The sequence below is a fragment of the Acinetobacter sp. B-6 genome (assembly GCF_056930735.1).
The window spans coordinates 230,308-252,676 of sequence record NZ_JBXPBY010000001.1 but is presented as its reverse complement, the minus strand read 5'-3'; the positions used below and the strand labels follow the sequence as shown (position 1 = coordinate 252,676).

Sequence of the window (22,369 nt, the reverse complement as noted above, 5' to 3'; positions counted from 1 at the left end):
AAAAAAATAAAGATCAAAAAAGCAATCCAATCACCCACTTTTGTTCAATCATCTAAATTTGATTATAAAAAATATCTTTATAAAAAACTTAAAACACATCATTTTAAATTTATTCTTTAAATAAAAATTCAACAATTTCATCAATATTTTTTGACTCAAATTTAACTAAACCTTGACTCAATTAAGTTGACAATATTTGATATGACGCATATAGTTAGCCACCATACTATATGGTAGCTAATAAAATGAAGCTAGAACAAAAATACCGAGCCCTCTTGGATGAAGCGAGTAAACAAAGCATTACGGACATTGAAAGTATAAAATTATGCTTTCAAACCCTTTCACTCGCATCTTTGATTGATCATGACTGTGCAATGCAACTTGCCCCGCATGGTTTAACCGAAGGTCGTTTTATCGTTCTATTCTTATTAGATGCATCACCTCAAGGTTTAGCTCCAAAAGATATTGCTGAGAAAGCAGGTATTACGCGTGCAACAGTGACTGGTTTGTTGGATGGATTAGAACGGGATGAACTCATCATACGTCATGCTGACCATGATGACCGACGCGCTTTAAAGATTCATCTGACCAAGCAAGGCAAACAAACAGCGAAAATTGTGTTTGAACAACATAGTCGTTGGATTGCACAGATTTTTGGCAACTTAACGATACAAGAACGCATACAGCTCACTGCGCTTTTGGAAAAAGTGAGTCAAAACCTGATTCATCCACAAGATTAAAATATCAAGATCTAACAAAACCTCTATCTAAAACTTTAAAACGCCCCAAGAAAGGAAAACAATATGTACCACTATCTTGTTGAATTATATACACCAAATGCGACTTGGCAGGCGCTATCAAATGAACAGCGAATGCAGTATCTGAACACTGTTGGTGAAGCACTTGGAAACCTGTCAAGTATGGGTATTGAAGTGTTAACCCTAACAGAAACCGTTTCTCCAATCGACCAAAATACTTCACACCGATATTTAGGAATTTGGCGCTTTTCTGATCCAAAGGCGCGTGAAGCACTCCTTGATGGGATTCGTGCCAGTGGTTGGTATCAGTATTTTGATCACTTAAATGCTGCGGGTGCAGAAGGAAATTTCCCTCAACATATCCAAGCTTTGGTCAATGATGGGTAGAAACGCTCAACAAGATCCCTACAAATGATTGAACAAATCAGATTATTTTTTTAAATAAAATTTATCCACTTTATCAGCCAACGAATAAAGGCTTCAAAGTGGATAAATTCTGACAGCTTGATCAACTCACTTTAGCAATCTTTGATCTTTTGACCAAACTGGAGCAGAGTCTCTAATCTACTTGTACGACTACTCTTTTGGTTGTTTTATTCTTACGGGTCACCAGTAGTCCACAAATCACCACGATAGAGGTTACCCCCAAAGACAAGGTCGTTTCATAGCTGTACTGAGCTGATAAAAACATATAAGACAACACACTCATGATCACGATAATCACAAACCAAGTCAGCCAAGGGAACATCCACATTTTAAAACTAATCTGCGTACCCATTCTTTCCAGTTGATGTCGTGAACGTAATTGCGAAACAGCGATCACCAAGTAAACCACCAAAGCAATAGAGCCTGTAGTTGAAAGTAAGAATCCAAAAACTTGGCCTGGGAACATATAATTCACAGCACAACAGATCAACCCGATAAAAGTCGAAGCAAATACAGCAATCGTCGGTACACCTGAACCATTAATTTTAGTGACCAGTCTCGGTGCTTCTTGGCGTGCTCCTAAAGCAAATAGCATCCGTGAAGAAGTATAAACCGCTGCATTCATACAACTTGCTACCGCAATAAATACCACAATATCCATAATTAGTTTAGTTTGAGGAACATTTAGGCTTACCAGAACATACTGAAAAGTACCTAACTTTTGTAAATCTGGTGAACGCCAATCGACCAAAGCAACAGCAAGAAAGATTGAGACAACAAAGAACAAGATAATGCGATAAAGCACCAAATTGGTCGCGCGTTTAATTTTTTCCTGAGGATTTTTTGATTCGGCTGCTGCGATAGAGAGGATTTCAATACCAAAAAATGAAAATGCAGATATTAGGATCGCTGACAACACACCGCCCATGCCATGAGGCATAAATCCACCATTGGAAAATAAATTTCCCACACCACTTACATCACGAGCCAAAGGCCAAAGTCCAAATACTGCTGTTGCACCAATCACAATAAACAATAAGATCGCAATCACTTTAATTAAAGCAAACCAGAACTCAAACTCGCCAAAACTTTTCGTGCTAAAGAAATTTGCAAGACTCAGTAAAATAATAAATGCAAAAGCATAAATCGCACTGGAGACTTGTGGAAACCAAGCATGTAAAATTTCTGCACCTGCAATCGCTTCAATGGGGATCACCAAGACCCAAAACCACCAATATAACCATCCAACGGTAAAGCCTGCCCAAGGACCTATTGCTTTACGTGCATAGGTAGAAAAAGAACCTGTATCGGGTTGTGCAACAGCCATTTCTCCAAGCATGCGCATCACCAAAAAAACAATTACACTGGTAATAATATAAGCGAGTACAGCAGCAGGACCCGCCTTTGCAATTGCAGCAGAAGAACCAACAAATAAACCTGCACCAATTACACCACCGATACTAATCATCGTGATATGTCGGTTGGAAAGTCCTTCACCTAGTTTTGTTGTTTTTGCACTATTCATATTTTATTCCTTAAAATAATCAGCAGCAGTTTCCATTTCAAATCTGAGCTTTGTCGCAACGCTTTGGAAAATGGTCATGCTTTTATAAAACTGTGAATTACATTTTTAAATTCCTATTAAAAATAAAGAGAGAAAACCAAGGATTTTCTCTCTGGATCGCAACGCTAATTTAAAGTTGGCATTGCAAATTGTTTGGACTCACGGATTTGAGCTGAGGGCCAACGTTGGGTAATGGTCTTGCGACGCGTATAAAAACACACACCATCTGGACCATAAGCATATAAGTCACCAAACAATGAACGCTTCCAACCACCAAAACTATGATATGCGACTGGTACAGGCAATGGTACATTTACGCCCACCATACCTACTTGAACATGGTTGGTAAAATAACGGGCAGATTCTCCATCGCGTGTATAGATACAAGTCCCATTTCCATACTCATGCTCATTAATCAATTGCATCGCCTCTTGCATGGTTGCTACGCGGATCACCTGTAAAACAGGACCAAAAATTTCTTGTTGATAGCTGAGCATTTCTGACGAGACTTGATCAATCAAAGTAGGACCAACAAAAAAACCTGTTTCATAACCTAATGGCTTCGCATTGCGTCCATCCACAACAATTTTAGCACCTTGTTGTTCAGCACTTTGGATAAAAGCTTCTACTTTCTCTTTATGTGCTTGTGTAATGAGCGGTCCAAAGTCATTTTGCTCATCGGCATAGTACCCATACTTTAACTGTTGCATTTCCAGTTTGAGTTTTTCGATCACAAGATCGGCAACCTCATCACCGATTGCCACGGCGACAGACAATGCCATACAGCGCTCACCAGATGAGCCAAAAGCAGCACCCAATAATGAATTGACTACATTATCAATATCCGCATCGGGCATGATAATGGCATGATTTTTTGCACCGCCTAATGCCTGACAACGTTTGCCTGTTGAGGTTGCTGTACGATAAATATATTCAGCGATCGGGGTAGAACCAACAAAACTCATAGCTTGTACTTTTGGATGATGGAGCAAAGCATCGACTGCTTCTTTATCGCCATTGACCACATTGAACACACCATCAGGTAAACCCGCTTGTTTCAACAATTCAGCTAAATATAGGGCTGCTGATGGAGTCTTTTCAGAGGGTTTCAGAATAAAGCAGTTGCCACAGACAATTGCCATTGGAAACATCCACAGTGGCACCATCGCAGGGAAATTAAATGGGGTAATTCCAGCAACCACACCTAAAGGTTGAAATTCGCTCCATGAATCAATATCTGGACCGACATTTTTTGAAAATTCACCTTTTAAAAATTCAGGTGCTCCACAAGCATATTCAACATTTTCAATGCCACGTTGCAATTCACCTTTGGCATCATGACAAATTTTGCCATGTTCCTGTCCAATTAATTCACAGAGTTTATCCGCATTTTCTTCAAGTAATTGTTTAAACTTAAACATTACTCGCGCTCGTTTTATCACAGGTGTATCACGCCATTCCGGGAATGCTTGCTGCGCAAGCTCAACGACTTGATTGACCAGTGCAGTATCAGCAAGTGCCACCTGTTTGCTAACCTGACCTGTTGCTGGATGATACACAGCTTGTTTTCTGGTGGTCTTAGCAACCAGACCACCTTGAATAAAATGTCCAACGACATCAACCGTTTCGATTGTTTCTGTAAAATCTGTATCTGGTGATGCTGGACTAAAATTTTCTAAATTATTCATCACTTTTCCTTGTCTACCGTCATTTTCCATGAGCTTTGATTTCATCTACAAAATTTATTTCACTTGGTATAAGGTATCTCCAACAGCATTCATTAATCGAGATAGCTGTGCTTCGGTACTGTTAAACATCGGTCCAAATTGAATGGTGTCACCACCAAAGCGAACATAAAAGCCTGCTTTCCACAACTTCATTCCTATTTCAAAGCCACGAATTGTCGCATCTCCATCACGAGGGGCTAATTGTAAGGCACCGATTAATCCACAGTTACGAATATCAAGAATATGAGGTGCACCTTTTAATTCATGAATCAGTTTTTCAAAACTTGGGGCTAAAAGTGCAGACTGAGAAATTAAATTTTCTTTTTCAAGTACATCCAATGTTGCTAATGCTGCTGCACACGCGACTGGATGCGCTGAATAGGTATAGCCGTGGGTAAATTCGACCGCATGTTCAGGCAGATCTTGTTGCATAAAGGCATCATAGATTTCATGGCTCGCCACTACGCCACCTAAAGGAATTGCACCATTGGTAATTTGTTTAGCAAAGGTCAATATATCTGGGCTTACCCCAAAATATTCCGACGCAGTCCATTTTCCGATACGTCCAAAACCAGTAATGACTTCATCGAAAATAAGTAAAATATCGTGTTGATCACAGATTTCTCTTAAGCGTTGTAGATACCCTGTAGGTGGCACAATACAGCCTGCCGATCCAGACACTGGTTCTACAATCACTGCTGCAATATTAGAAGCATCATGCAACTCAATCAGCTTGAGCATTTCATCCGCCAACGCTACGCCACCAGTTTCTGCACAGCCTTTGGTGAAGCTCAAATGGGATTGTAAAGTATGAGGCAAATGATCAACATCCATCAATTGCCCAAACATTTTGCGGTTCCCACCAATGCCACCTAAACTGGTACCTGCAACGTTTACTCCATGATAACCACGTGCTCGACCAATCAATTTGGTCTTACTTGGTTTTCCTTGAATTCGCCAATACGCGCGTGCCATTTTGATCGCGGTATCTGCGGATTCTGAACCTGAATCAGTAAAGAAAACATGTTGTAGTTTTTCAGGCATATGCTGAATAATTTTTTCAGCCAATTGAAAAGCCAGAGGATGACCAAACTGGAACGCCGGTGAATAATCCAATTTCGCCAACTGTTGACTGACTGCCTGTTGAATTTCAGTTCTCGTATGCCCTGCACCACAGGTCCATAAACCTGACAATGAGTCATAAATTTCACGCCCATGGCTATCAATTAAATACGATCCTTGTGCCCCAACGATCATACGTGGGTCTTGATGAAAATTACGATTTGCAGAAAACGGCATCCAGTAAGCTTGATAGTTCAAATTCATCTGCGTATTGGATTGACTTGCTTCCGTTGCATAGTCACGGTCAGTTGATGTATCGATCTCAAACATAATCACTCTTCTTGTTTTAGGGTTATGTCTTGAGTGTACAAAGCGATATAGTTTTGATAAATTCAAATTATCTTGAGTTTAGATATAAAAAAGTAAAACTAAATGAAACCGAAAAAATTAAACCAAGTGACTGATTTTGATATAAAGTTGCTTAAAATTTTTAAAACAGTATGCGATTGCCACAGCTTTACAGCTGCCGAAAGTATCCTTGGCATTAGCCGATCTGCGATTAGTTTACATATGAGTGATCTTGAAAATCGTTTAGGTATTCGGCTTTGCCAACGAGGGCGAGCAGGCTTTGCACTCACCGATGAAGGGCGTGAGGTTTTACAATATATTGAAATGTTGACCGCCTCGATTGAAGACTTTCGTGCCAAAATCAATCAAATGCACAATCAATTGAAAGGTGAATTCAACATCGGGATCATTAATAATCTGGTCACCATGCAAAGTGCTTATATCACCAAATCTTTGGCGCAACTCGCTGAAGAAAATTCTGAAGTGGTGATCAATATCAGCATGAGTACATTGTCCGATATCGAATGTCGTGTTTTAGATAACCGTTTACATGCAGGTGCCATTCCCTTGGTCAGTCCACTGTCAGGATTGGATTACTTTCATTTATATCAAGAAAACTCATTTTTATATTGTGGGGAAAATCATCCTTTATTCAACCACACAGGTAAAATCAACCCAAAAGACCTCAAGCAATGGAATACAGTGCTTCCAAACTATGCCATCAGCCCAGAAGCAATGAAGTTACATCAGTTATTAAACTGTTCTGCTACTGCAAGTGATCGAGAAGGAATCGCTTTTCTTATACTGACTGGTAAATTTATTGGTTTTTTACCCGATCACTATGCGAGAAAATGGGTCGTAGATGGCTTTATGAAACCTATTATGCAAAATGTTATGCATTATAGTACACCTATATGTCTTATTACACATAAAGGAAAAAATGTTAATATTATTTTAAAAACTTTTATGGATATTTTAAAAAGAATAGTTCCACCGATTCAATAATGTTTACTTCAACAAATATATTAAAAAGCGCTTTAAATATAATCTAATTAAAAACTAAACCATATTTAAAGCCAAACATAATATAAATATTAAAATAAACGTGATGCAATTAACATAATTTCTATTTAGTAATAATCCACAACCAATATTTTATGTAGATCACTTTCTAAATCTTCTATATTGAGGTGAACCATGCTATTGCCTTGCTTTTCAATCAAGCTGTTAAAGCTAAGGCTATCAACGTTTGCTTTGCTTTTAATCGCTTCAACAGTGCTATCAATCATTTTGCAATTTGAATTATTTGAATCTCTTTCACAGGTAAATTCTACTATATCCCCGTAAAACATGATCTCCTCAGCAGATGCATTTAAACTTAAAATCGATATACTAAATGTTATTAATAAAAAGGCTAATTTTTTAATTAACTCCATCTCAATCCCCTTTAAAGAAATGGTGTAGTTAATTAATTACATAACCTCATTATTAATACAAGATTATCCAGTGGATAAATAAAAAAATAATTGAAGTAAAATATGATTTACTTCAATTAATCATATTCAATTGTGACGGTTGCCATAGCTCGGACTTTTCCGGGGGTCACTTTGGTTGCTGTTTGATAGTAACGTGCAGTCATTGGAACATTGTATTGAATGTTGTCATTTGACTTTAAAGTACCCAATTCCAGCTTGTCATTTTTAGCAATCACACGATTGGCATTTTTATATTGAGACTGCAATTGTACGCCCACACCTGAAGCACTGGTTCCAGTAGCGTTAGTATTGGCAAGGACATTTTGCATACTACTACTCACCGCATCATAATCAAAACTTAGGCTAATCTTATTGGTTTCTTCATAACCTGTTGGATTTTTACCGCCATTACATAAAATGTTCAGGTCAAATGCTTGTTCGCCTTGGGTAGAACCAACACCTTTGAAATCAGCTTTATTCACGGTTGGAAGATTTACCGTTTTATTGATATTACCTAATATTTCACATGAAGACGAAGCAATGGTAATGGCATTGCCATAAACTGTACTGGTTAACCAAGGTGGGTTTGGGCGATCTGCTGAACGATAGCTACTATATGTACCCGGAACCAGTGCACCCGAGCCTGTAGAAGTTCCAGTTTTTACAATTTCAACAATAAAAAAACCTTCAGCCAAAACACGTCTACCCGTTGCAGTACGTCGGTAAGGATAATAATCAGCAAAACCTGGAGCTGACGGTGCTTCTCGATATAAACGGATACCAATACCATCAATATTGGTATTAAAAACAGAATTACCGATAGGGCTCAATGAATAATTTTGAGTATGAACTGCCTCAAGCGTACCAGAACTGCCACAACTATAGGTTGACCCATTCGGTTTGATTGGAAAGGACGCTTTTTTCAAAACTTTGCCAACAGCATCGCTTGGTCGAACAACCACACGTCCTACTGCCATACTGACATCTACTGTTGAGAACCCTCGATCAGGTATACAAGCAGCATAAGCCCCTGAACTGACTGCTCCAGCTAAAAGCAGGAATACACTGTTTAAAACTTTATAGTTCATTGACACACACCTTCCGCCATGATCATGGTTTGCTTTTTGTCTGCTGCTTGCGCCGAAACATCATACTGAATGCGACATTGCTCATCGGCATTTTCGCCCCATTTAACCGTTACTGTATCTGCCGTGGTATTGGTTCTCAAGTAAACCATACTGCCCTGCGCAACCATACCGACATTTTCACCTTTTGTATCATATACTTCTGCTGCAAAAGGTAGCGTGTCACCATTCTCTTTCATACTGTGAATATAAATTGCCTTACCCAGTTTAGTCACAAAACTGACTTGTGAAATTGAACCTGCATAAGGAGCGATACGTTGGCTGGTACCATCCAACTCAACATCCGCAGACATACCTTCAGGGTCAAGTGTAATGTCATTTAAACGATAAGGTGTCACATATGGAATAACGGCATAACCTGATTTATTGATACTTAAACCGGTCGCATTATTGACTTTTGCACCCGCTGCTTCAGGAGCATAAACCAAGACCATAGTTTGACCTTGATCAGGTCCAAACAATACGCCTTGAGGATGTGCAACAATATTACCACGTGCTGTCAACATCGCTTGTTCATAACCATCAGCAACACTATAAGAACCACCTACAGTTGCATAGTTTGTACGATACTGTGCATTCAAGTTAGCACTTGGATTGTCGCCATAACGCGTCGATACAGACGTACCATAGTTAAAGCGATCACCAACCACACCACTCACACCCACTGTCGCATTATCTTGCGTCATGATTGAGTTTAAGTTGGCTGAGCTTTTCTTAAACGACAACGGTAATGACAATGTCAGCATATACTCAGTATCATTACTGGTTACTTTTGTGGCTTTATTTTCGATATTACGATTGATCGCTGACAAGCCATAAGTCAAACCACGGTAAGAATTGCTATAACCGACCTGATATTGACGTGTCGTTTCTTGACGATTCCAATAATCTACCCATGAACCTGTCACGTACATGTTCCCCCAGCCTTCTGGAAGTCCTTGATTTAACGTGATCTGAAATTCACTACGCTGTTTGCCAACATGCGTAGAACTGATGCCTTTCTTGTCTAAATCTTGAACTAAGATAGCATCACGTAACTTATAGAAGTTTTCAGTAGAGTATCGATAAGCCGCCAAAGTTAAATTGGTATCTGTAGGGGTAATCAACTTACTGTAGCTGATTCGGAAACTTTGCCCACTTTCACTTTTACGGCGCTCAAAATCAGCTTGAGAGTGTGTCACATCGAGTGCGACTGCACCAATCGGTGTAGCAAATGCACTTCCTAGTGTCACAGCTGAATAATCTTCAGAGAACTGTACACCACCATACGCTGTAATTGAGTTGTTGACCCCGCGTTGATATTTACCCTGTACGATAAATGGATCAAGGTCGATATCTTTATCACGGAATTGCCCCATTGAAACAGAATAACGGCTCATTCCCGGACGTAGCATTTGTACAACAGATGCATAAGGAATCGAATAACGCTGAACTTCACCATTGGCTTCTAAAATAGAAACCTCTAGCTCACCACCAAAACCTGTAGGATAGAGGTCATTAATCTCAAAACTACCCGGCGCTACCGTCGTTTGATAAATAAGTTGACCTTGTTGACGTACTTCGACTTTTGCATTGGTTTTTGCGTTGCCGCGAATACGTGGTGCATAACCAATCATGCTGTTTGGAAGCATACGGTCATCACTGGAGAAATCGACACCACGATAGCCGTATGAATCAAAGATTTCACCATCAGTGAAGCTTTCACCTAAGGTCAATACACCTCTGTATTGAGGAAACGCACGTTGAACATAAGTGCTGATCGCGTCATAACTTGATTTAGAAGTATGATCAACCGTTGTTCGATCTTGCCACTGCCATTGACCATTGTGACGAAATTGCCAACCCGCTAAATTTGCCCCAGCAGTTACTGAAGTAAAGGCATTGGTGGTTTCTTCACCACCCTGCAATTTATTAAAAGTTTTGTAGGCACTGGCATTATAAGAAAGAAATGCAGCATTAATGCCACGATCCCAAACACTTGGGTCAACATAGCCTTGTGCATTTTTTTGCATAGCCACTTGTGGAATAGAGATGTCAACACGTAAACGTGAGGTATCAAATTCATAAAACGAATCTTCTACCCACTGTTCAATTTTCTGACATCCAATTGGATAAGTGCTTTCGCCTTTTTTTAATACTTCTGCTTTAACGCCATATTCTAAAAGTTGGCTTGAGTTAAAGCAGGTATAGGCATTTTGATTATTTTCAGTGGCTTTAAACACCATACGGTGTTTGCCAAACCAATTTCCATTGACATAAATATCGACATTGTAATCGCCAGGTAAAACAGGATTACCATATTTAAAACGATTCACATCAATCTTTTTAGCGTCGCCAATTAAAAAAGCCGAATCAAATTCTGCTTCTGCAGCAGTCGGAGACTGTTCTGTCCCGTCTAAGTCAGTTTCAGTTGCATTAACTAGAGCTGGAATGCTAAGTGTAATCACGCCACAAGCCACATAATAACGAATATGTCGCTTGATCCACTTATAGCTTTGTTCATTTTTTTGCATAAAGAAGTCTGCCTATTGACAAATGAATAGGTTTTTAATTCGCTTACTCTCAGTTAAATGGAATGATTAAAGGTGTTTCATCATTATTCAAAGGTGCTTTAAATGACGCATCACAGTGAAATTTAAAGCCTTGCCAATTTAAGGCAATTTAATATTGCGCTCTACACGACCACCATAATCATTGATTGTGGTGAAAGTCATTTTTGCGACATTCGAACCTTTTAAGTTCACAGTTCCATCAGAAAACGGTTTCAACATTAAACCTTCAGCAAGTAAATCAACGCGTTTACCTGACTGATCTTGCATAATCGAAGTCAAGGTAATATAAAATGGCGTCGGGTTTTTAATTGCCAACTGTGTCCCATTACTGCTCCATTGCAACTTTTCAGGTGCTAAAGCAGCATCTTCTTTAATTCCGCTCGGACGATAGAAAAACTTAATACGTGAACGAATCGCGAGTTGTAAAAAGTTCTCTGGTACAACATTTTGATCTTTGGCGGAAGGCTTCGGTGGAATATCCAAAATATTCAACCAAAACAACGTTTCTTGAGTTTTACTTAATTCATTTGCTTTAGGCATACTGCTAATACGTAAAGACTGTCCTTTTTTTGCTTCCACCCGTGAAATCGGTGGTGCAATCATAAAAGGTGCTTTTGATTGATCAGGTGTAGATTTAGCATCACCCTCATCAATCCATGCTTGAACCAATGCAGGATTATTTCCGTTATTACTCACTTGTAAGGTAATTTCACGTGAATCAGATGGATAAATCACACGAGTACCATGAATAATGATTTCAGCATTTGCTGCACCAAACGGAATTAAAAGTGCCAGTAAACCTTTTTTAAAAAAGGAATGATTCAAGAACATAACGATTATCTCTACCTAAAATAAAGTAAAAGAGCTAAGTGGGCTGACCCACTTTAGCTCTGCACAATTCAATAAAAATTATTGATAGATAATAGTATATTGAACTGAAGTTGTAACTTTACCAGCAGCAGAAGCGTCAGTTGCATAGTATTCAGCATAGTAGTTAAGATCAGCTGAACCTTTATCAGCAACGTCTACCCATTGAGAGTTCGTTTGCGCACCAGAAGCACCAGCAGCAAGTACTGGAATGAATTGGTTGTTAGAACCTAAAAGTTGAACTTGAACGTTTTTAGCACCGTTCGCAGTAGCATTTTGGTTGTTTAAACGACCAGTACCGAAGTCAACAGTTGAACCTGGTTCGAAGTAAGTTGCAACTTTACCTTCTGAACAGTTTGCTAAGTTGATTGTGAAAGGAGTACGACCAGCAACATCACCTGTTTTAGCAAGTGTTTGCTTAGATACAGTTGGAAGGCTTACTGTAAAGTCTTTACCTTGTGGTGTAACGATGTCACAAGTTTTATCAGTAACTAAACCGTTAATTGTAATTGTACCATCTGCTGCAAAAGCACTAGAAACCCCTAAAACTGCAACTGATGCCGCTAAAAAAATCTTTTTCATACCAAGTGTCCTATACAAACAAAAATGATTAGTGTTGGTCGATGTGTATTATGCACACTCAGACAAAAATGTAAACAATGTCACACTTTTTAAAGAAAGAGATACGATTCCTAGCAAAACTATCAATTTTTGAGATCAATTATTTATTTATATTTTTTAATATCTTAAATAATCATTAAATTGATTTTTCAGTTTTAATTAAATTATTATTTTTTTGTAACTGAGCTGTAAACAAGCATAATTCAAGTGATTTTGACTTTAGATTGAAGTTTTAATAAACAAGTTAAAAAGCTCAATGAATTGAATAGATTACTTATTAATGTATAAAAATCATGCTATTTCTTAGCAAATAACTGAATGCCCCAATATGAACAAAAAATAAACAAAGCATACATTAATACTTCCTTTTTATTGTATTACGAGCCGCAAAATTGAGATCAAATATTGTGTGTTTTTATCAATGAAATTTAATATATTAAATAATACACTTAAAAATCAGACTAAAAATTAAATTAAAAATGATTTCAAATACTTAAATTAAATTTTAGATGAGATTATTCTTCTCCTTACTACATCAACCGAGCAAAAAATAGAGACATCACTGCCTCTATTTTAAATTCATGTCGATTTGATTAAGCACGAATAAATGCTAAAAGATCTGGATTGATCACATCAGCATTAATGGTCAACATGCCATGTGAGTAACCTTCATAAGTTTTTAATGTACCATTTTGAACAAGTTTCGCAGAAAGAACACCTGAGTTTTCATAGGGTACGATCTGATCATCATCGCCATGCATGACCAAAACTGGCACTGAAATTTTTTTAAGGTCTTCCGTAAAGTCAGTTTGGGAAAAAGCCACGATGCCATCATAGTGTGCTTTTGCACCTCCCATCATACCTTGACGCCACCAATTTAAAATCACAGGCTCTAACCTTTTGCTATTTGGACGATTAAATCCGTAGAAAGGACCGGCTGGTAAATCGTAATAAAACTGCGCACGGTTTTTAAATAACTGACTTTGTAAATCATCAAAAACTTCTTTAGCTAAACCGTTTGGATTATTTTCTGTTTTTAACATTAATGGTGGTACTGCACTGACCAAGACGGCTTTAGCAACATTCTCCTCTCCATGTCGTGCTATGTAATGTACAACTTCACCCCCGCCAGTCGAATGTCCGATATGCACAGCATTTTTAATTCCCAAATGCTTAACCACTTCTGCGACATCATCCGCATAATGATCCATATCATGTCCATCCCAAACCTGACTTGATCGCCCATGTCCTCGACGGTCATGGGCAACGACTCGGAAGCCTTCATTTAAAAAGAACAATAATTGTGCATCCCAATCATCCGAGCTAAGCGGCCATCCGTGATGAAAAAACAAAACTTGTGCATCTTTCGGTCCCCAATCTTTATAGAAAATTTCCACACCATCTTTTGTCGTAACATATGCCATGTTTATTTCTCCCGTTTGAGATTTACATTTCAATTATTGATCTATGTTTTAATCAATGTGTACAAATCCCATTCCCATTGGAAATGAATTGTTGGATTACATTTCAATACTAAGATTAAAGTAAACTTGATGGTCAACACTTTTAGTTATCGCCTGATAGCAAAAATGTAAATAAAAAATCAGTTGAAAATAACGGTTTTATGTTTGAGCCTTGATCGCTATCATTTTATTTTTAAATTCCAGTTTTAAAAAAGGTCTCCATCTTACAATCTTGCAACATGCTTCCCAAGCATATTTATTTGTTATATTTTTCGACTTGACCTTAAAGTCCACTTCAAACTTATAGTGATTACATCGAGCTCTAAGCCACTCAATCCATATGGTTTAGTCCTGCTTCCCATGTAAAGGTTAACTAAAATGAATACTGATAAGCAGTTTACTGAAGTTGAATTTGGACAATATAAGGTCAAAGTCCCATCAGGTGGATATTATGATCGCTTTAGGATGAATCCCGATTTGGATCAAGTCGCTCAAGACACTACTGTTGGAAATATCGATTTTTTTCGAAAAATTCCTAAGAAGCAAATAGCATCAAGAGTCGGACTGGTTTGGGCACCGAATTTCTATTATAAGAGTTCAAATGTTCAACTTTTAATGTTGGCACCCATTCGACAACTCAGAAATAAACTTCCACAACCATTAGAGCCACTGCAAGCACTCCCTGGTTATGGCTTAGTGGCACTGACATTTTTCCATTATGATGTTTGTGATAATGACCCATATAACGAAGTTTCAGTCGCAATTGTTGTACGCCAACCACAAGCAAAAGGTTCACATGCCTTAGAATTATTCCGTTCCATGCGTCAACACCATTTCTATGCTCATGTTGTCGCGCTCCCTGTAGATACTGAAATTGCACGTATCAGAGGAGTACATGGCTATCAACTTCCTAAATGGCTGACTGAAATTCATGTCAATATCAATACATCGACAATCCATGCACATCTCAAAGATACTATAGGTCAACCAGATCTTAGTTTAACGACAACAACACCGAAATTAAAGAAACTAAAACCAGAATCTCGAATCAGTAAAACAACGATGTTGCATCAAGTTGATCATCAATGGCAGCAAACTCAGGTTTTGACCAACACACTTTCATTCACTCAAAAACTCTTGCCAAAACATGTTAAATTGATTCGTCATGGCGGACCACTAAGTCAGTTATTAAATGAATTAGATGCATCCACCATCTTACGCTTAGATGTTGTTGAGGATGCACAAGTGGTGCTGCATTTACCTGTTCCTGTAAAAATTAAATCATCGAGTAACTGAACGATTTGAATAAGCGCATTTCATCGCTACTTTGATGTTATTTTGGTGTTTTTTTGAGGTGATCCTGTTCTCAATCAGGACGGAGATTTTTTATTATTACAGCTATATATCCAATATATGTAGCTGCACTTATGTACGTGTATGTGTCCGTCGTCCCCCTAAACAATTAACAGATCTACTTAGACTTTGTATATTGCATCGTCAAAAGCTAATTGATTTTTCTAAAAAATACTTTAGGGTCTGTGGACAATTCGTCTATGTTTGCGACTAGGTATTTTTTAGGCGATTCTAGGCGCGAAATACGAAATTTAGTCATTCTAAATGATGAGAAACACTGTTTCGCAAGGGAACGACGAAGCGACACAAAACACGCTAGTCCCCGCTGCGCCTTGCGCTGCAAACAAAGCAGTGCTTTGTTCTTGCTCAGGGTTGTAGTTAAAATTATCTCAGGCTACGTTATGAAACTCAAAAATAGCTCGCTATTCTCTTCATTTCCTTGCGGAGTACACTCCTCATGCCTGCTTAATTTTAACCTACAACGCAAGCCATTTATGAAATGTCTACAGCCCCTAATCACACATACAAGTCATAATTTAATTAACATTTACAACCTAATCCAGTTAGTATGAAAATTAAATTCATCGAAAGTATATATTTAAGTGGAAACAAGTATGCCAATTGAATATGAAAAACTACCTCTAAGTATTCAAGAACAAATAGGACAGAAACAAGCAAAGATTGATGAAATTGGGATGTCCAATGCCAATATTCTGCTCTATGAAGACATGGTGTTAAAAGTAGAAGCGCATCAAGCTGAATCTAATCATGAACATACCATGTTAGGCTGGTTAGCCAATAAGTTACCTGTACCTGAAGTTCTTCTGTCCATTCAAGAACAAGAATTTAGCTATTTATTGATGAGCCGTGCAAAAGGTGAATTCGCATGTTCAGATTACTGGCTCAGTCATCCTCAACAGTTGGTCAAAATTTTAGCCCAATGTTTAAAAATGTTATGGGCAGTACCCATTCAAAACTGCCCTTATGACCTATCTTTAAACCATAAACTCAAAATTGCTGAGCAAAATGTACTTCATAAAAAATATAGTATTGAGGATGCGGAAGTAGGTACCTATGGAGATTCTGGTTTTCAATCTCCTGAAGCGCTTTTATCTTGGCTAAATGAGCATCGTCCTAAAGAAGATTTAGTTTTTTCACATGGAGATTTTTGTTTACCCAATATTTTTATTGATCAAGAAAATATTAGTGCACTAATTGATTTAGGTCGAAGCGGTATCGCTGATCGTTATCAAGATATTGCCCTGTGTTATCGTAGCTTGAAGCATAACTTTTCTGGTGTTTACTCTGGTATTGCTTATCCTGACTTTAACCCTGACATATTATTTGATGAACTAGGTATGACGCCAGACTATGACAAAATTCGTTATTACATATTGTTAGATGAGTTATTCTAAGTTGGGTGCGAAATCAAAGGTCGAAAGCGCTTAGTCCCATGTGGAACATTTTAATTTAAATGTTCCATTTAACTCATTAGAACGCCTACGAAAGTAGGTTTTTTAATCATTTTAATTTTATGCAATACCTTATAAATCAAAGGTCGTTTCTGCTCAAATTTTGACTAACCCAAGAGATCTATTTCAATAAAAATAAAGAAATCATCGATCATTGTTATGTTTTAACTTTAGACACTAAAGTACAAGACACTTCTAATCAGCTCGGTTAAATCTTTAAACATGTTCTTTTCTATCATCAGCGTTTCTAGAATTATTTCAAGTCACTGTTTTAATCGTCATTTCAAACTAGGCGATCCATAGTCAATCTATTACAATACCCGTTTTTAGTCAGCGCATTGTATTTTGAACCAATCTTCTCCCCAATTAAAACGTGGACTTAAAAATCGTCATATCCAATTGATCGCTATGGGCGGCGCTGTGGGTACTGGACTATTTTTAGGTTCTGCACAAGTCATCCAATCTGCTGGACCTTCGATTATTTTGGGCTATGCCATCGTGGGTTTGATTGCATTTTTAATTATGCGTCAAATGGGGGAAATGATTGTAGAAGAACCAGTGGCTGGTTCTTTTAGTTATTTTTCACAGAAATATTGGGGAAGATTTCCAGGCTTTTTATCTGGCTGGAATTATTGGGTCGTCTATATTTTAGTCGCGATGACTGAACTCACCGCAATCGCCAAATACATCCATTATTGGTGGCCACATATACCTGCATGGGTATCCACTCTATTTTTCTTTATCGTGGTTACAGGCTTTAATTTAGGCAATGTTAAGTTTTATGGGGAATCTGAATTTTGGTTAGCCATTATCAAAGTGACTGCCGTCATTTCAATGATTGTGTTTGGATTATACTTATTACTTACAGCAGGCGCAGATTCAACAGCAAGTTTTAATAACCTATGGCAACACGGCGGGTTTTTCCCGCATGGATTTTCAGGGTTATTTTATATGCTTGCCTTTTTAATGTTTGCCTTTGGTGGTATTGAATTGATTGGTATGACTGCTGCTGAAGCAGAAAATCCTGAGAAAAGTATTCCTAAAGCCATCAATCAAGTCATTTTTAGAATCCTAATCTTCTATATCGCTTCTCTTGCCATCATCATGTCTTTGATTCCATGGAATCAACTTGATTTAGGTGGTTTGGACAAAAGTCCATTTGTGATGATTTTTAGTCAGCTTGGTATTGAATGGGCAGCTCATCTGCTCAATTTTATTATTTTGACCGCGGCACTTTCTGTTTATAACAGTGGTATGTACGCCAATAGCCGTATGCTCCACGGACTTGCTATTCAAGGCAATGCACCTACGATTTTTGCCAAAGTAACGCAACAAGGCGTACCCGTGCCTGCGGTGGTATTCTCTTCTGTCCTTATTTTTGGTTGCGTTTTGCTGAATTATTTTATACCAGAACAAGCATTGAGCCATCTTATGTATATGGCTGTTGCTGCGTTGGTTTTAAATTGGGCAATTATCAGTTTTACCCATTTAAAGTTTAAAAAAATAGCTCAGATAGAAGGTACTCAGACTAAATTCCCTGCGTTATTTTCGCCTTTCAGTAATTATCTCGTCCTGACTTTTATCGTGATGATTTTATATATCATGTGGACACAAGGCTTTAAAGAGTCCGTCATTTTAATTCCAATTTGGATTTGCTTTATGTTTGGATTATTTAAAATAATGACTTGGGATAAATCAAACTAATTTAAAACAGGCTTATGAGGAAAAATAAGCCTTGTTTATAATTAATATGGGTTTAGCCTTAAAAATTGCACAAGTAAGTGTTTATCCAAGAAAGATTTTTATCACTTATTTTTTATCACACTCCGCTATTTTTATTGTTCAATTATAGCGTTAAATATAGTCAATCTGTTGAAAAATTAATACAGTAGAATATCATTTCTCTTGATCATAAAATTAAAGCGATCAATATATTGTTTGATGATATAAAGCTTGCACTGCCACGCTTTAGCTCTAAAGTTTAAATTGTTTTGCGTAGGCGATACTTTACTTTTCAGAGATGAAAAGTAACAAAAATCTTCCGTTGAGCGAGGGGTACATCCTAATACCCCCGCTCAACATGGCGACATCCATGTCGCCTCGTGATAGCAAGACTGTTTATGATTCATAAGTACAAAATAAATGAATCATCCAAATCACTTGTATGAATAATCAGGCGGTTTGACTATATGTGACTCAAACTCTGATTACAATTGCTAAAAGCATATACGCACTGAATTACATAAAATATTAACGATATCACTTTTAAGCATCGTGAATTCAAATACCTTATGCTGATCTGGCAAAATCATATCTGTAATTGGTTGGGCTAAATATAAGCCATTTTCACTATTGGTCAAAAATACAAACCCATCCCCCGTTTGTACAGAAGCAAAAACAAAAGATCGATAGCCGGGATTATTTCCCCAATGCCATATGTAAGTGTTTTTCTGGTTTTTTTCGACACCCCATCCTAAGCCCCAACTTAGATTAAGTTTAGGCTCGACCATTACAGTTGATTGAGTGATTGCTTGAAGTAATTTGGCATCATTTAATACTGCTTCTAAGAATTTTCCATAATCTTCTGCTGTGGTATATAGAGAAAATGCAGAAACAGGCTCAGTAAGTTTTATAATGTTTCGTGGCTGAGCATTAGACTTAGTTCCGATGAGAAGCTTTTTCTCAATGTCAGTATTCCAAACAAAACTGCTATGTACCATACCAAGCCTGTTAAATACTTTATCTTTCATGACTTGATCTAATGGCATACCAGTCACATTTTCAACAGCGCGCTGTAACAGTATAAAACCTTCCCCTGAGTACATCCATTTTTCGCCAGGTGTTGCATTAAACTTTAAGGGTCCTGATGCCCAATTCGGTAAACCAGAAGTATGATTTAATACCATCCGAGCAGTGATCATTTGAAGGCGAGGATCAGTGACCAGATCATAAGGTTGTTTTTTCAAAGGATCATGTTGATGCCGATAGCCTTGAACTAAATATTGGGTTAATGGCGCATCAAGTTCCAATTTACCTTCGTCAACCAATTTCATAACGACATAAGCAAAAACAGGTTTACTGAGTGAAGCTGCTTGAAAAATACTTTCGGTATCTTGTTTAGACGGTTTGGAACATCCGTTGGCAGAATCCAATGCAACAATTTTCTTATTCTTTATTACAGCAATCGCGAGATTACATACATTATTTTTCTTCGAAATTAGTGTTAAACTTTCATGAAAGTTTATAGGCTTAGATTTATTTTTTGGCGTAAGTACACATCCGATTAGAAGAATTGATGGCATTAATATGAAAAATAAAAGCTTAATTTTTCTTGTTAAAAATATAATATATTTTAAAAAATAAATCAAAATCCACATAAGATATAACAACTCAATTTTTTTAAAACTCAAAAATAACAATTAAATAATAATTAAGCTATTAATTTTTCACCCAAAGACAATCCTTGCACCAATACAGTCTAAAATATAAAAGCAAACCTTAATCAACCTAATTAAAAATATAAAACTTCAACCCAATATACCAAAGCATTAAACGATAATTAGACTTCTTTAAAAATTTCTTTTTCAAAAATATAAATCAACATAAAAATCTCCTCATCCTAGCCTTCTCCATAAGGAATAAGCAACTTTCAATATCCATATGAGTCCTTCAAAATAAAGATTCTTTACTTATGAAGGAGACCTACTAGAAATATGATATGGAATAAATCAAACTAATTTAAAACAGGCTTATGAGGAAAATAAGCCTGTCTGTGTTTCTTTACAATTCAATAATTAGCCTCTTTTCCGACCCAAATCCATAATATACCTGTAATACGTTGATTTAGACGAATATTATCAATTTGATATTTAGATAATATATTTACTCTATTTTTAAACTTAGATATAGCATTACTTGTGGTGTAGTCATAATCCATTAAATTATCTGTATACCCCTGATACGATTCAAATAATTCCCCATATTCAAAAATATGCGTTAATCCTAATGCATGACCAAGCTCATGGGCATACGTTTCCAAAAAGCCTTGTTCAACACCATCTTTAAAGAAAACAATAGCATTATCAAATTCATCTTGACTAGAAAGTTCTCCTTTAAAATAGTTTAGACTTGGATAAGCTTTAAAACTTGCACTTCCTGAGATTCCACCCCAGTTATCATTTCGATTTTCAGGTGGTACAGCTCTCATACGAATCGGTGTGAAAAAAATAAATGTTCTTCTTTCTAAATCACTATATGGCGATCGTAATTCTACCCACATTTTACGCCAATAGAGTTCTTTTAACTCTCTAATAAACTCTGTATAAATAGCCTCAGTTAGATTAAACTTTTTCTTTCTTTTTAAATTATTTTCCTTAATTTCATTTTCACCAGTTATATTTTCCAAATATTTGATGCCATATTTACTCTTTATCTCATCTTCCCACCATTTTTTTACAAAACTTCGGACTTCTGGGTCTGTTTTTGACAATAAATCTAAATCAAAAAGCTCTCTTTTCACAACCTTAAATACCATCAGAGATTGATTAAAATATCTGTTTTTAAGTTCCCACTCATAGTTTTTGGGTTTTTCTAAAATTTCTCCTTTAACTTTAACATCAACTTCAACCATACTAATGACGCTGATCGCAGAATTTTGACCAATATATATAACCCCAACCTCTTTATCCGGACATCCATTTCGTGATGCGATAACTTTAATGTATTCATTCTTTTTTAATACTGCACCCGAACAACGAATTGTAATTGCATTATTTTTTTTATAACTATATCTATTGGTTTCTACAATTTTTTTAACAGTTTCACCATTAACTGTTGTTATGTCTTCACGAGCATCTAGTTTTTTAAATTCTCGTTTTGTGTTGATAAAGCTACTTAAAGGTTCACATAAGGGTTTATATTCAATACTATTTCCATTTTCAAATACTGTCTGAGCATTTTGATTATTATCAAATGTTGATAGTGTGATGAACTTACTCGAAGCCTGAAACTTTAGAATAGTTCCATTATCTGTCAGAGGTTCTTTTTCATCAATCAGTCCTGGGTCATTTTTGTCAGTAAATTGCTGATGAATTTCTATATCTAAACATACACCATCTTTATTTATTTCCTCACTGCCATATATTCCTTTATAATTTGAAGCAAAAAAATAAAGCCAAGATGGGAAATATGAAAAATTATCTTTAAGATGATAAGTACTATCCATATTACTATACATAACTTTATAAAGTGAACTGTAGTTGGGAACGATTAGAACCGTATCTTTTTTCCCTTCTATATTAAGCAAAGGATAGATATATTCATCACGCACCCAATCAAACCCAAACTCTCCATGATATCGATCAGAAGGTCGACCAATTTCATATGGCCGTCTAAAATGGACAGTAAAATTTCTTACACAATCTGCGCTTAAAGTCCCTAATTTAGGGCTAGATTCAATTTTACTCATGAATTAATCCTTAATTTTTGAATTTTGATGAGAGTTTTTAAGTTTTATTGTTGTGATTCTAAATTAAGA

The 22,369-nt window shown here is 36.9% G+C and carries 17 protein-coding genes; 6 read left to right on the top strand and 11 right to left on the bottom strand.

Features of this window, described 5'->3' with window-relative positions; all coding sequences use genetic code 11:
* The first annotated feature begins 245 nt into the window (after positions 1 to 245).
* Both AC1Z3T_RS01120 and AC1Z3T_RS01115 read left to right on the top strand, forming a co-directional pair.
* Positions 246 to 740 carry a MarR family winged helix-turn-helix transcriptional regulator gene (locus tag AC1Z3T_RS01120; protein WP_100886309.1) on the top strand — a complete coding sequence of 165 codons (495 nt, stop codon included), beginning with the start codon at positions 246 to 248 and terminating at the stop codon, positions 738 to 740.
* 63 nt (positions 741 to 803) lie between these two features.
* The gene (locus AC1Z3T_RS01115; protein WP_100885587.1) at positions 804 to 1,145 is read left to right on the top strand and encodes a DUF6616 family protein; all 342 of its coding nucleotides are present in this window, start codon (positions 804 to 806) and stop codon (positions 1,143 to 1,145) included.
* A gap of 172 nt (positions 1,146 to 1,317) precedes the next feature.
* On the opposite strand, the gene AC1Z3T_RS01110 is transcribed toward AC1Z3T_RS01115, so the two are convergent.
* The 3 genes from AC1Z3T_RS01110 to aptA form a co-directional block, all read right to left on the bottom strand.
* On the bottom strand, positions 1,318 to 2,709 hold the full coding sequence (locus AC1Z3T_RS01110) for an amino acid permease (protein ID WP_100885588.1): 1,392 nt from the start codon (positions 2,707 to 2,709) through the stop codon (positions 1,318 to 1,320).
* 164 nt (positions 2,710 to 2,873) lie between these two features.
* Complete coding sequence (locus AC1Z3T_RS01105) at positions 2,874 to 4,439, bottom strand: CoA-acylating methylmalonate-semialdehyde dehydrogenase (protein ID WP_418134818.1); 1,566 nt, start codon at positions 4,437 to 4,439, stop codon at positions 2,874 to 2,876.
* A 51-nt stretch (positions 4,440 to 4,490) separates the two neighbouring features.
* A complete protein-coding gene (gene aptA / locus AC1Z3T_RS01100; protein ID WP_100885589.1) occupies positions 4,491 to 5,867 on the bottom strand; it encodes an omega-aminotransferase AptA in 1,377 nt (458 codons plus the stop codon).
* Positions 5,868 to 5,969: 102 nt separating this feature from the next.
* Here aptA and AC1Z3T_RS01095 point away from each other — a divergent pair, with 102 nt between their 5' ends.
* Positions 5,970 to 6,890, top strand: a complete 921-nt coding sequence (locus AC1Z3T_RS01095) for a LysR family transcriptional regulator (protein ID WP_005032554.1) — start codon at positions 5,970 to 5,972, stop codon at positions 6,888 to 6,890.
* Positions 6,891 to 7,015: 125 nt separating this feature from the next.
* Here AC1Z3T_RS01095 and AC1Z3T_RS01090 read toward each other — a convergent pair whose 3' ends face one another.
* From AC1Z3T_RS01090 to AC1Z3T_RS01065, 6 genes are all read right to left on the bottom strand, one after another.
* Positions 7,016 to 7,321 carry a hypothetical protein gene (locus tag AC1Z3T_RS01090; RefSeq protein ID WP_004829019.1) on the bottom strand — a complete coding sequence of 102 codons (306 nt, stop codon included), beginning with the start codon at positions 7,319 to 7,321 and terminating at the stop codon, positions 7,016 to 7,018.
* A gap of 116 nt (positions 7,322 to 7,437) precedes the next feature.
* Positions 7,438 to 8,448 carry a fimbrial protein gene (locus AC1Z3T_RS01085; RefSeq protein WP_005032557.1) on the bottom strand — a complete coding sequence of 337 codons (1,011 nt, stop codon included), beginning with the start codon at positions 8,446 to 8,448 and terminating at the stop codon, positions 7,438 to 7,440.
* Complete coding sequence (locus tag AC1Z3T_RS01080; protein ID WP_100885590.1) at positions 8,445 to 11,018, bottom strand: fimbria/pilus outer membrane usher protein; 2,574 nt, start codon at positions 11,016 to 11,018, stop codon at positions 8,445 to 8,447. The genes AC1Z3T_RS01085 and AC1Z3T_RS01080 overlap by 4 nt, the downstream gene beginning before the upstream one ends.
* 138 nt (positions 11,019 to 11,156) lie before the next feature.
* Complete coding sequence (locus tag AC1Z3T_RS01075) at positions 11,157 to 11,888, bottom strand: fimbrial biogenesis chaperone (protein WP_004829024.1); 732 nt, start codon at positions 11,886 to 11,888, stop codon at positions 11,157 to 11,159.
* 78 nt (positions 11,889 to 11,966) lie between these two features.
* Entirely contained in the window at positions 11,967 to 12,506 is a 540-nt protein-coding gene (locus AC1Z3T_RS01070) for a fimbrial protein (RefSeq protein WP_009584595.1), read from the bottom strand.
* A 632-nt stretch (positions 12,507 to 13,138) separates the two neighbouring features.
* A complete protein-coding gene (locus AC1Z3T_RS01065; protein ID WP_100885592.1) occupies positions 13,139 to 13,969 on the bottom strand; it encodes an alpha/beta fold hydrolase in 831 nt (276 codons plus the stop codon).
* A 417-nt stretch (positions 13,970 to 14,386) separates the two neighbouring features.
* Here AC1Z3T_RS01065 and AC1Z3T_RS01060 point away from each other — a divergent pair, with 417 nt between their 5' ends.
* From AC1Z3T_RS01060 to AC1Z3T_RS01050, 3 genes are all read left to right on the top strand, one after another.
* Positions 14,387 to 15,304, top strand: coding sequence for an acetoacetate decarboxylase family protein (locus AC1Z3T_RS01060; protein ID WP_100885593.1), 918 nt, complete (start codon positions 14,387 to 14,389; stop codon positions 15,302 to 15,304).
* 671 nt (positions 15,305 to 15,975) lie between these two features.
* Positions 15,976 to 16,776, top strand: a complete 801-nt coding sequence (locus AC1Z3T_RS01055) for an APH(3') family aminoglycoside O-phosphotransferase (RefSeq protein ID WP_100885594.1) — start codon at positions 15,976 to 15,978, stop codon at positions 16,774 to 16,776.
* A 402-nt stretch (positions 16,777 to 17,178) separates the two neighbouring features.
* Positions 17,179 to 18,537: an amino acid permease gene (locus AC1Z3T_RS01050; RefSeq protein ID WP_100885595.1), complete on the top strand. Its 1,359-nt coding sequence runs from the start codon at positions 17,179 to 17,181 to the stop codon at positions 18,535 to 18,537.
* Positions 18,538 to 19,049: 512 nt separating this feature from the next.
* On the opposite strand, the gene AC1Z3T_RS01045 is transcribed toward AC1Z3T_RS01050, so the two are convergent.
* Together AC1Z3T_RS01045 and AC1Z3T_RS01040 are read right to left on the bottom strand one after the other, a co-directional pair.
* Positions 19,050 to 20,135, bottom strand: a complete 1,086-nt coding sequence (locus AC1Z3T_RS01045) for a serine hydrolase domain-containing protein (RefSeq protein WP_336932537.1) — start codon at positions 20,133 to 20,135, stop codon at positions 19,050 to 19,052.
* A 485-nt stretch (positions 20,136 to 20,620) separates the two neighbouring features.
* Positions 20,621 to 22,300, bottom strand: coding sequence for a zinc metalloprotease (locus AC1Z3T_RS01040; RefSeq protein WP_100885596.1), 1,680 nt, complete (start codon positions 22,298 to 22,300; stop codon positions 20,621 to 20,623).
* Positions 22,301 to 22,369: the final 69 nt, after the last annotated feature.

What these genes read in the sequence shown, in the direction of transcription:
- AC1Z3T_RS01045 (WP_336932537.1), bottom strand. Translation starts at nt 20,135, where the DNA reads ATGCCATCAATTCTTCTAATCGGATGTGTACTTACGCCAAAAAATAAA.
- aptA (WP_100885589.1), bottom strand. Translation starts at nt 5,867, where the DNA reads ATGTTTGAGATCGATACATCAACTGACCGTGACTATGCAACGGAAGCA.
- AC1Z3T_RS01070 (WP_009584595.1), bottom strand. Translation starts at nt 12,506, where the DNA reads ATGAAAAAGATTTTTTTAGCGGCATCAGTTGCAGTTTTAGGGGTTTCT.
- AC1Z3T_RS01110 (WP_100885588.1), bottom strand. Translation starts at nt 2,709, where the DNA reads ATGAATAGTGCAAAAACAACAAAACTAGGTGAAGGACTTTCCAACCGA.
- AC1Z3T_RS01075 (WP_004829024.1), bottom strand. Translation starts at nt 11,888, where the DNA reads ATGTTCTTGAATCATTCCTTTTTTAAAAAAGGTTTACTGGCACTTTTA.
- AC1Z3T_RS01095 (WP_005032554.1), top strand. Translation starts at nt 5,970, where the DNA reads ATGAAACCGAAAAAATTAAACCAAGTGACTGATTTTGATATAAAGTTG.
- AC1Z3T_RS01080 (WP_100885590.1), bottom strand. Translation starts at nt 11,018, where the DNA reads ATGCAAAAAAATGAACAAAGCTATAAGTGGATCAAGCGACATATTCGT.
- AC1Z3T_RS01085 (WP_005032557.1), bottom strand. Translation starts at nt 8,448, where the DNA reads ATGAACTATAAAGTTTTAAACAGTGTATTCCTGCTTTTAGCTGGAGCA.
- AC1Z3T_RS01115 (WP_100885587.1), top strand. Translation starts at nt 804, where the DNA reads ATGTACCACTATCTTGTTGAATTATATACACCAAATGCGACTTGGCAG.
- AC1Z3T_RS01065 (WP_100885592.1), bottom strand. Translation starts at nt 13,969, where the DNA reads ATGGCATATGTTACGACAAAAGATGGTGTGGAAATTTTCTATAAAGAT.
- AC1Z3T_RS01040 (WP_100885596.1), bottom strand. Translation starts at nt 22,300, where the DNA reads ATGAGTAAAATTGAATCTAGCCCTAAATTAGGGACTTTAAGCGCAGAT.
- AC1Z3T_RS01090 (WP_004829019.1), bottom strand. Translation starts at nt 7,321, where the DNA reads ATGGAGTTAATTAAAAAATTAGCCTTTTTATTAATAACATTTAGTATA.
- AC1Z3T_RS01060 (WP_100885593.1), top strand. Translation starts at nt 14,387, where the DNA reads ATGAATACTGATAAGCAGTTTACTGAAGTTGAATTTGGACAATATAAG.
- AC1Z3T_RS01120 (WP_100886309.1), top strand. Translation starts at nt 246, where the DNA reads ATGAAGCTAGAACAAAAATACCGAGCCCTCTTGGATGAAGCGAGTAAA.
- AC1Z3T_RS01055 (WP_100885594.1), top strand. Translation starts at nt 15,976, where the DNA reads ATGCCAATTGAATATGAAAAACTACCTCTAAGTATTCAAGAACAAATA.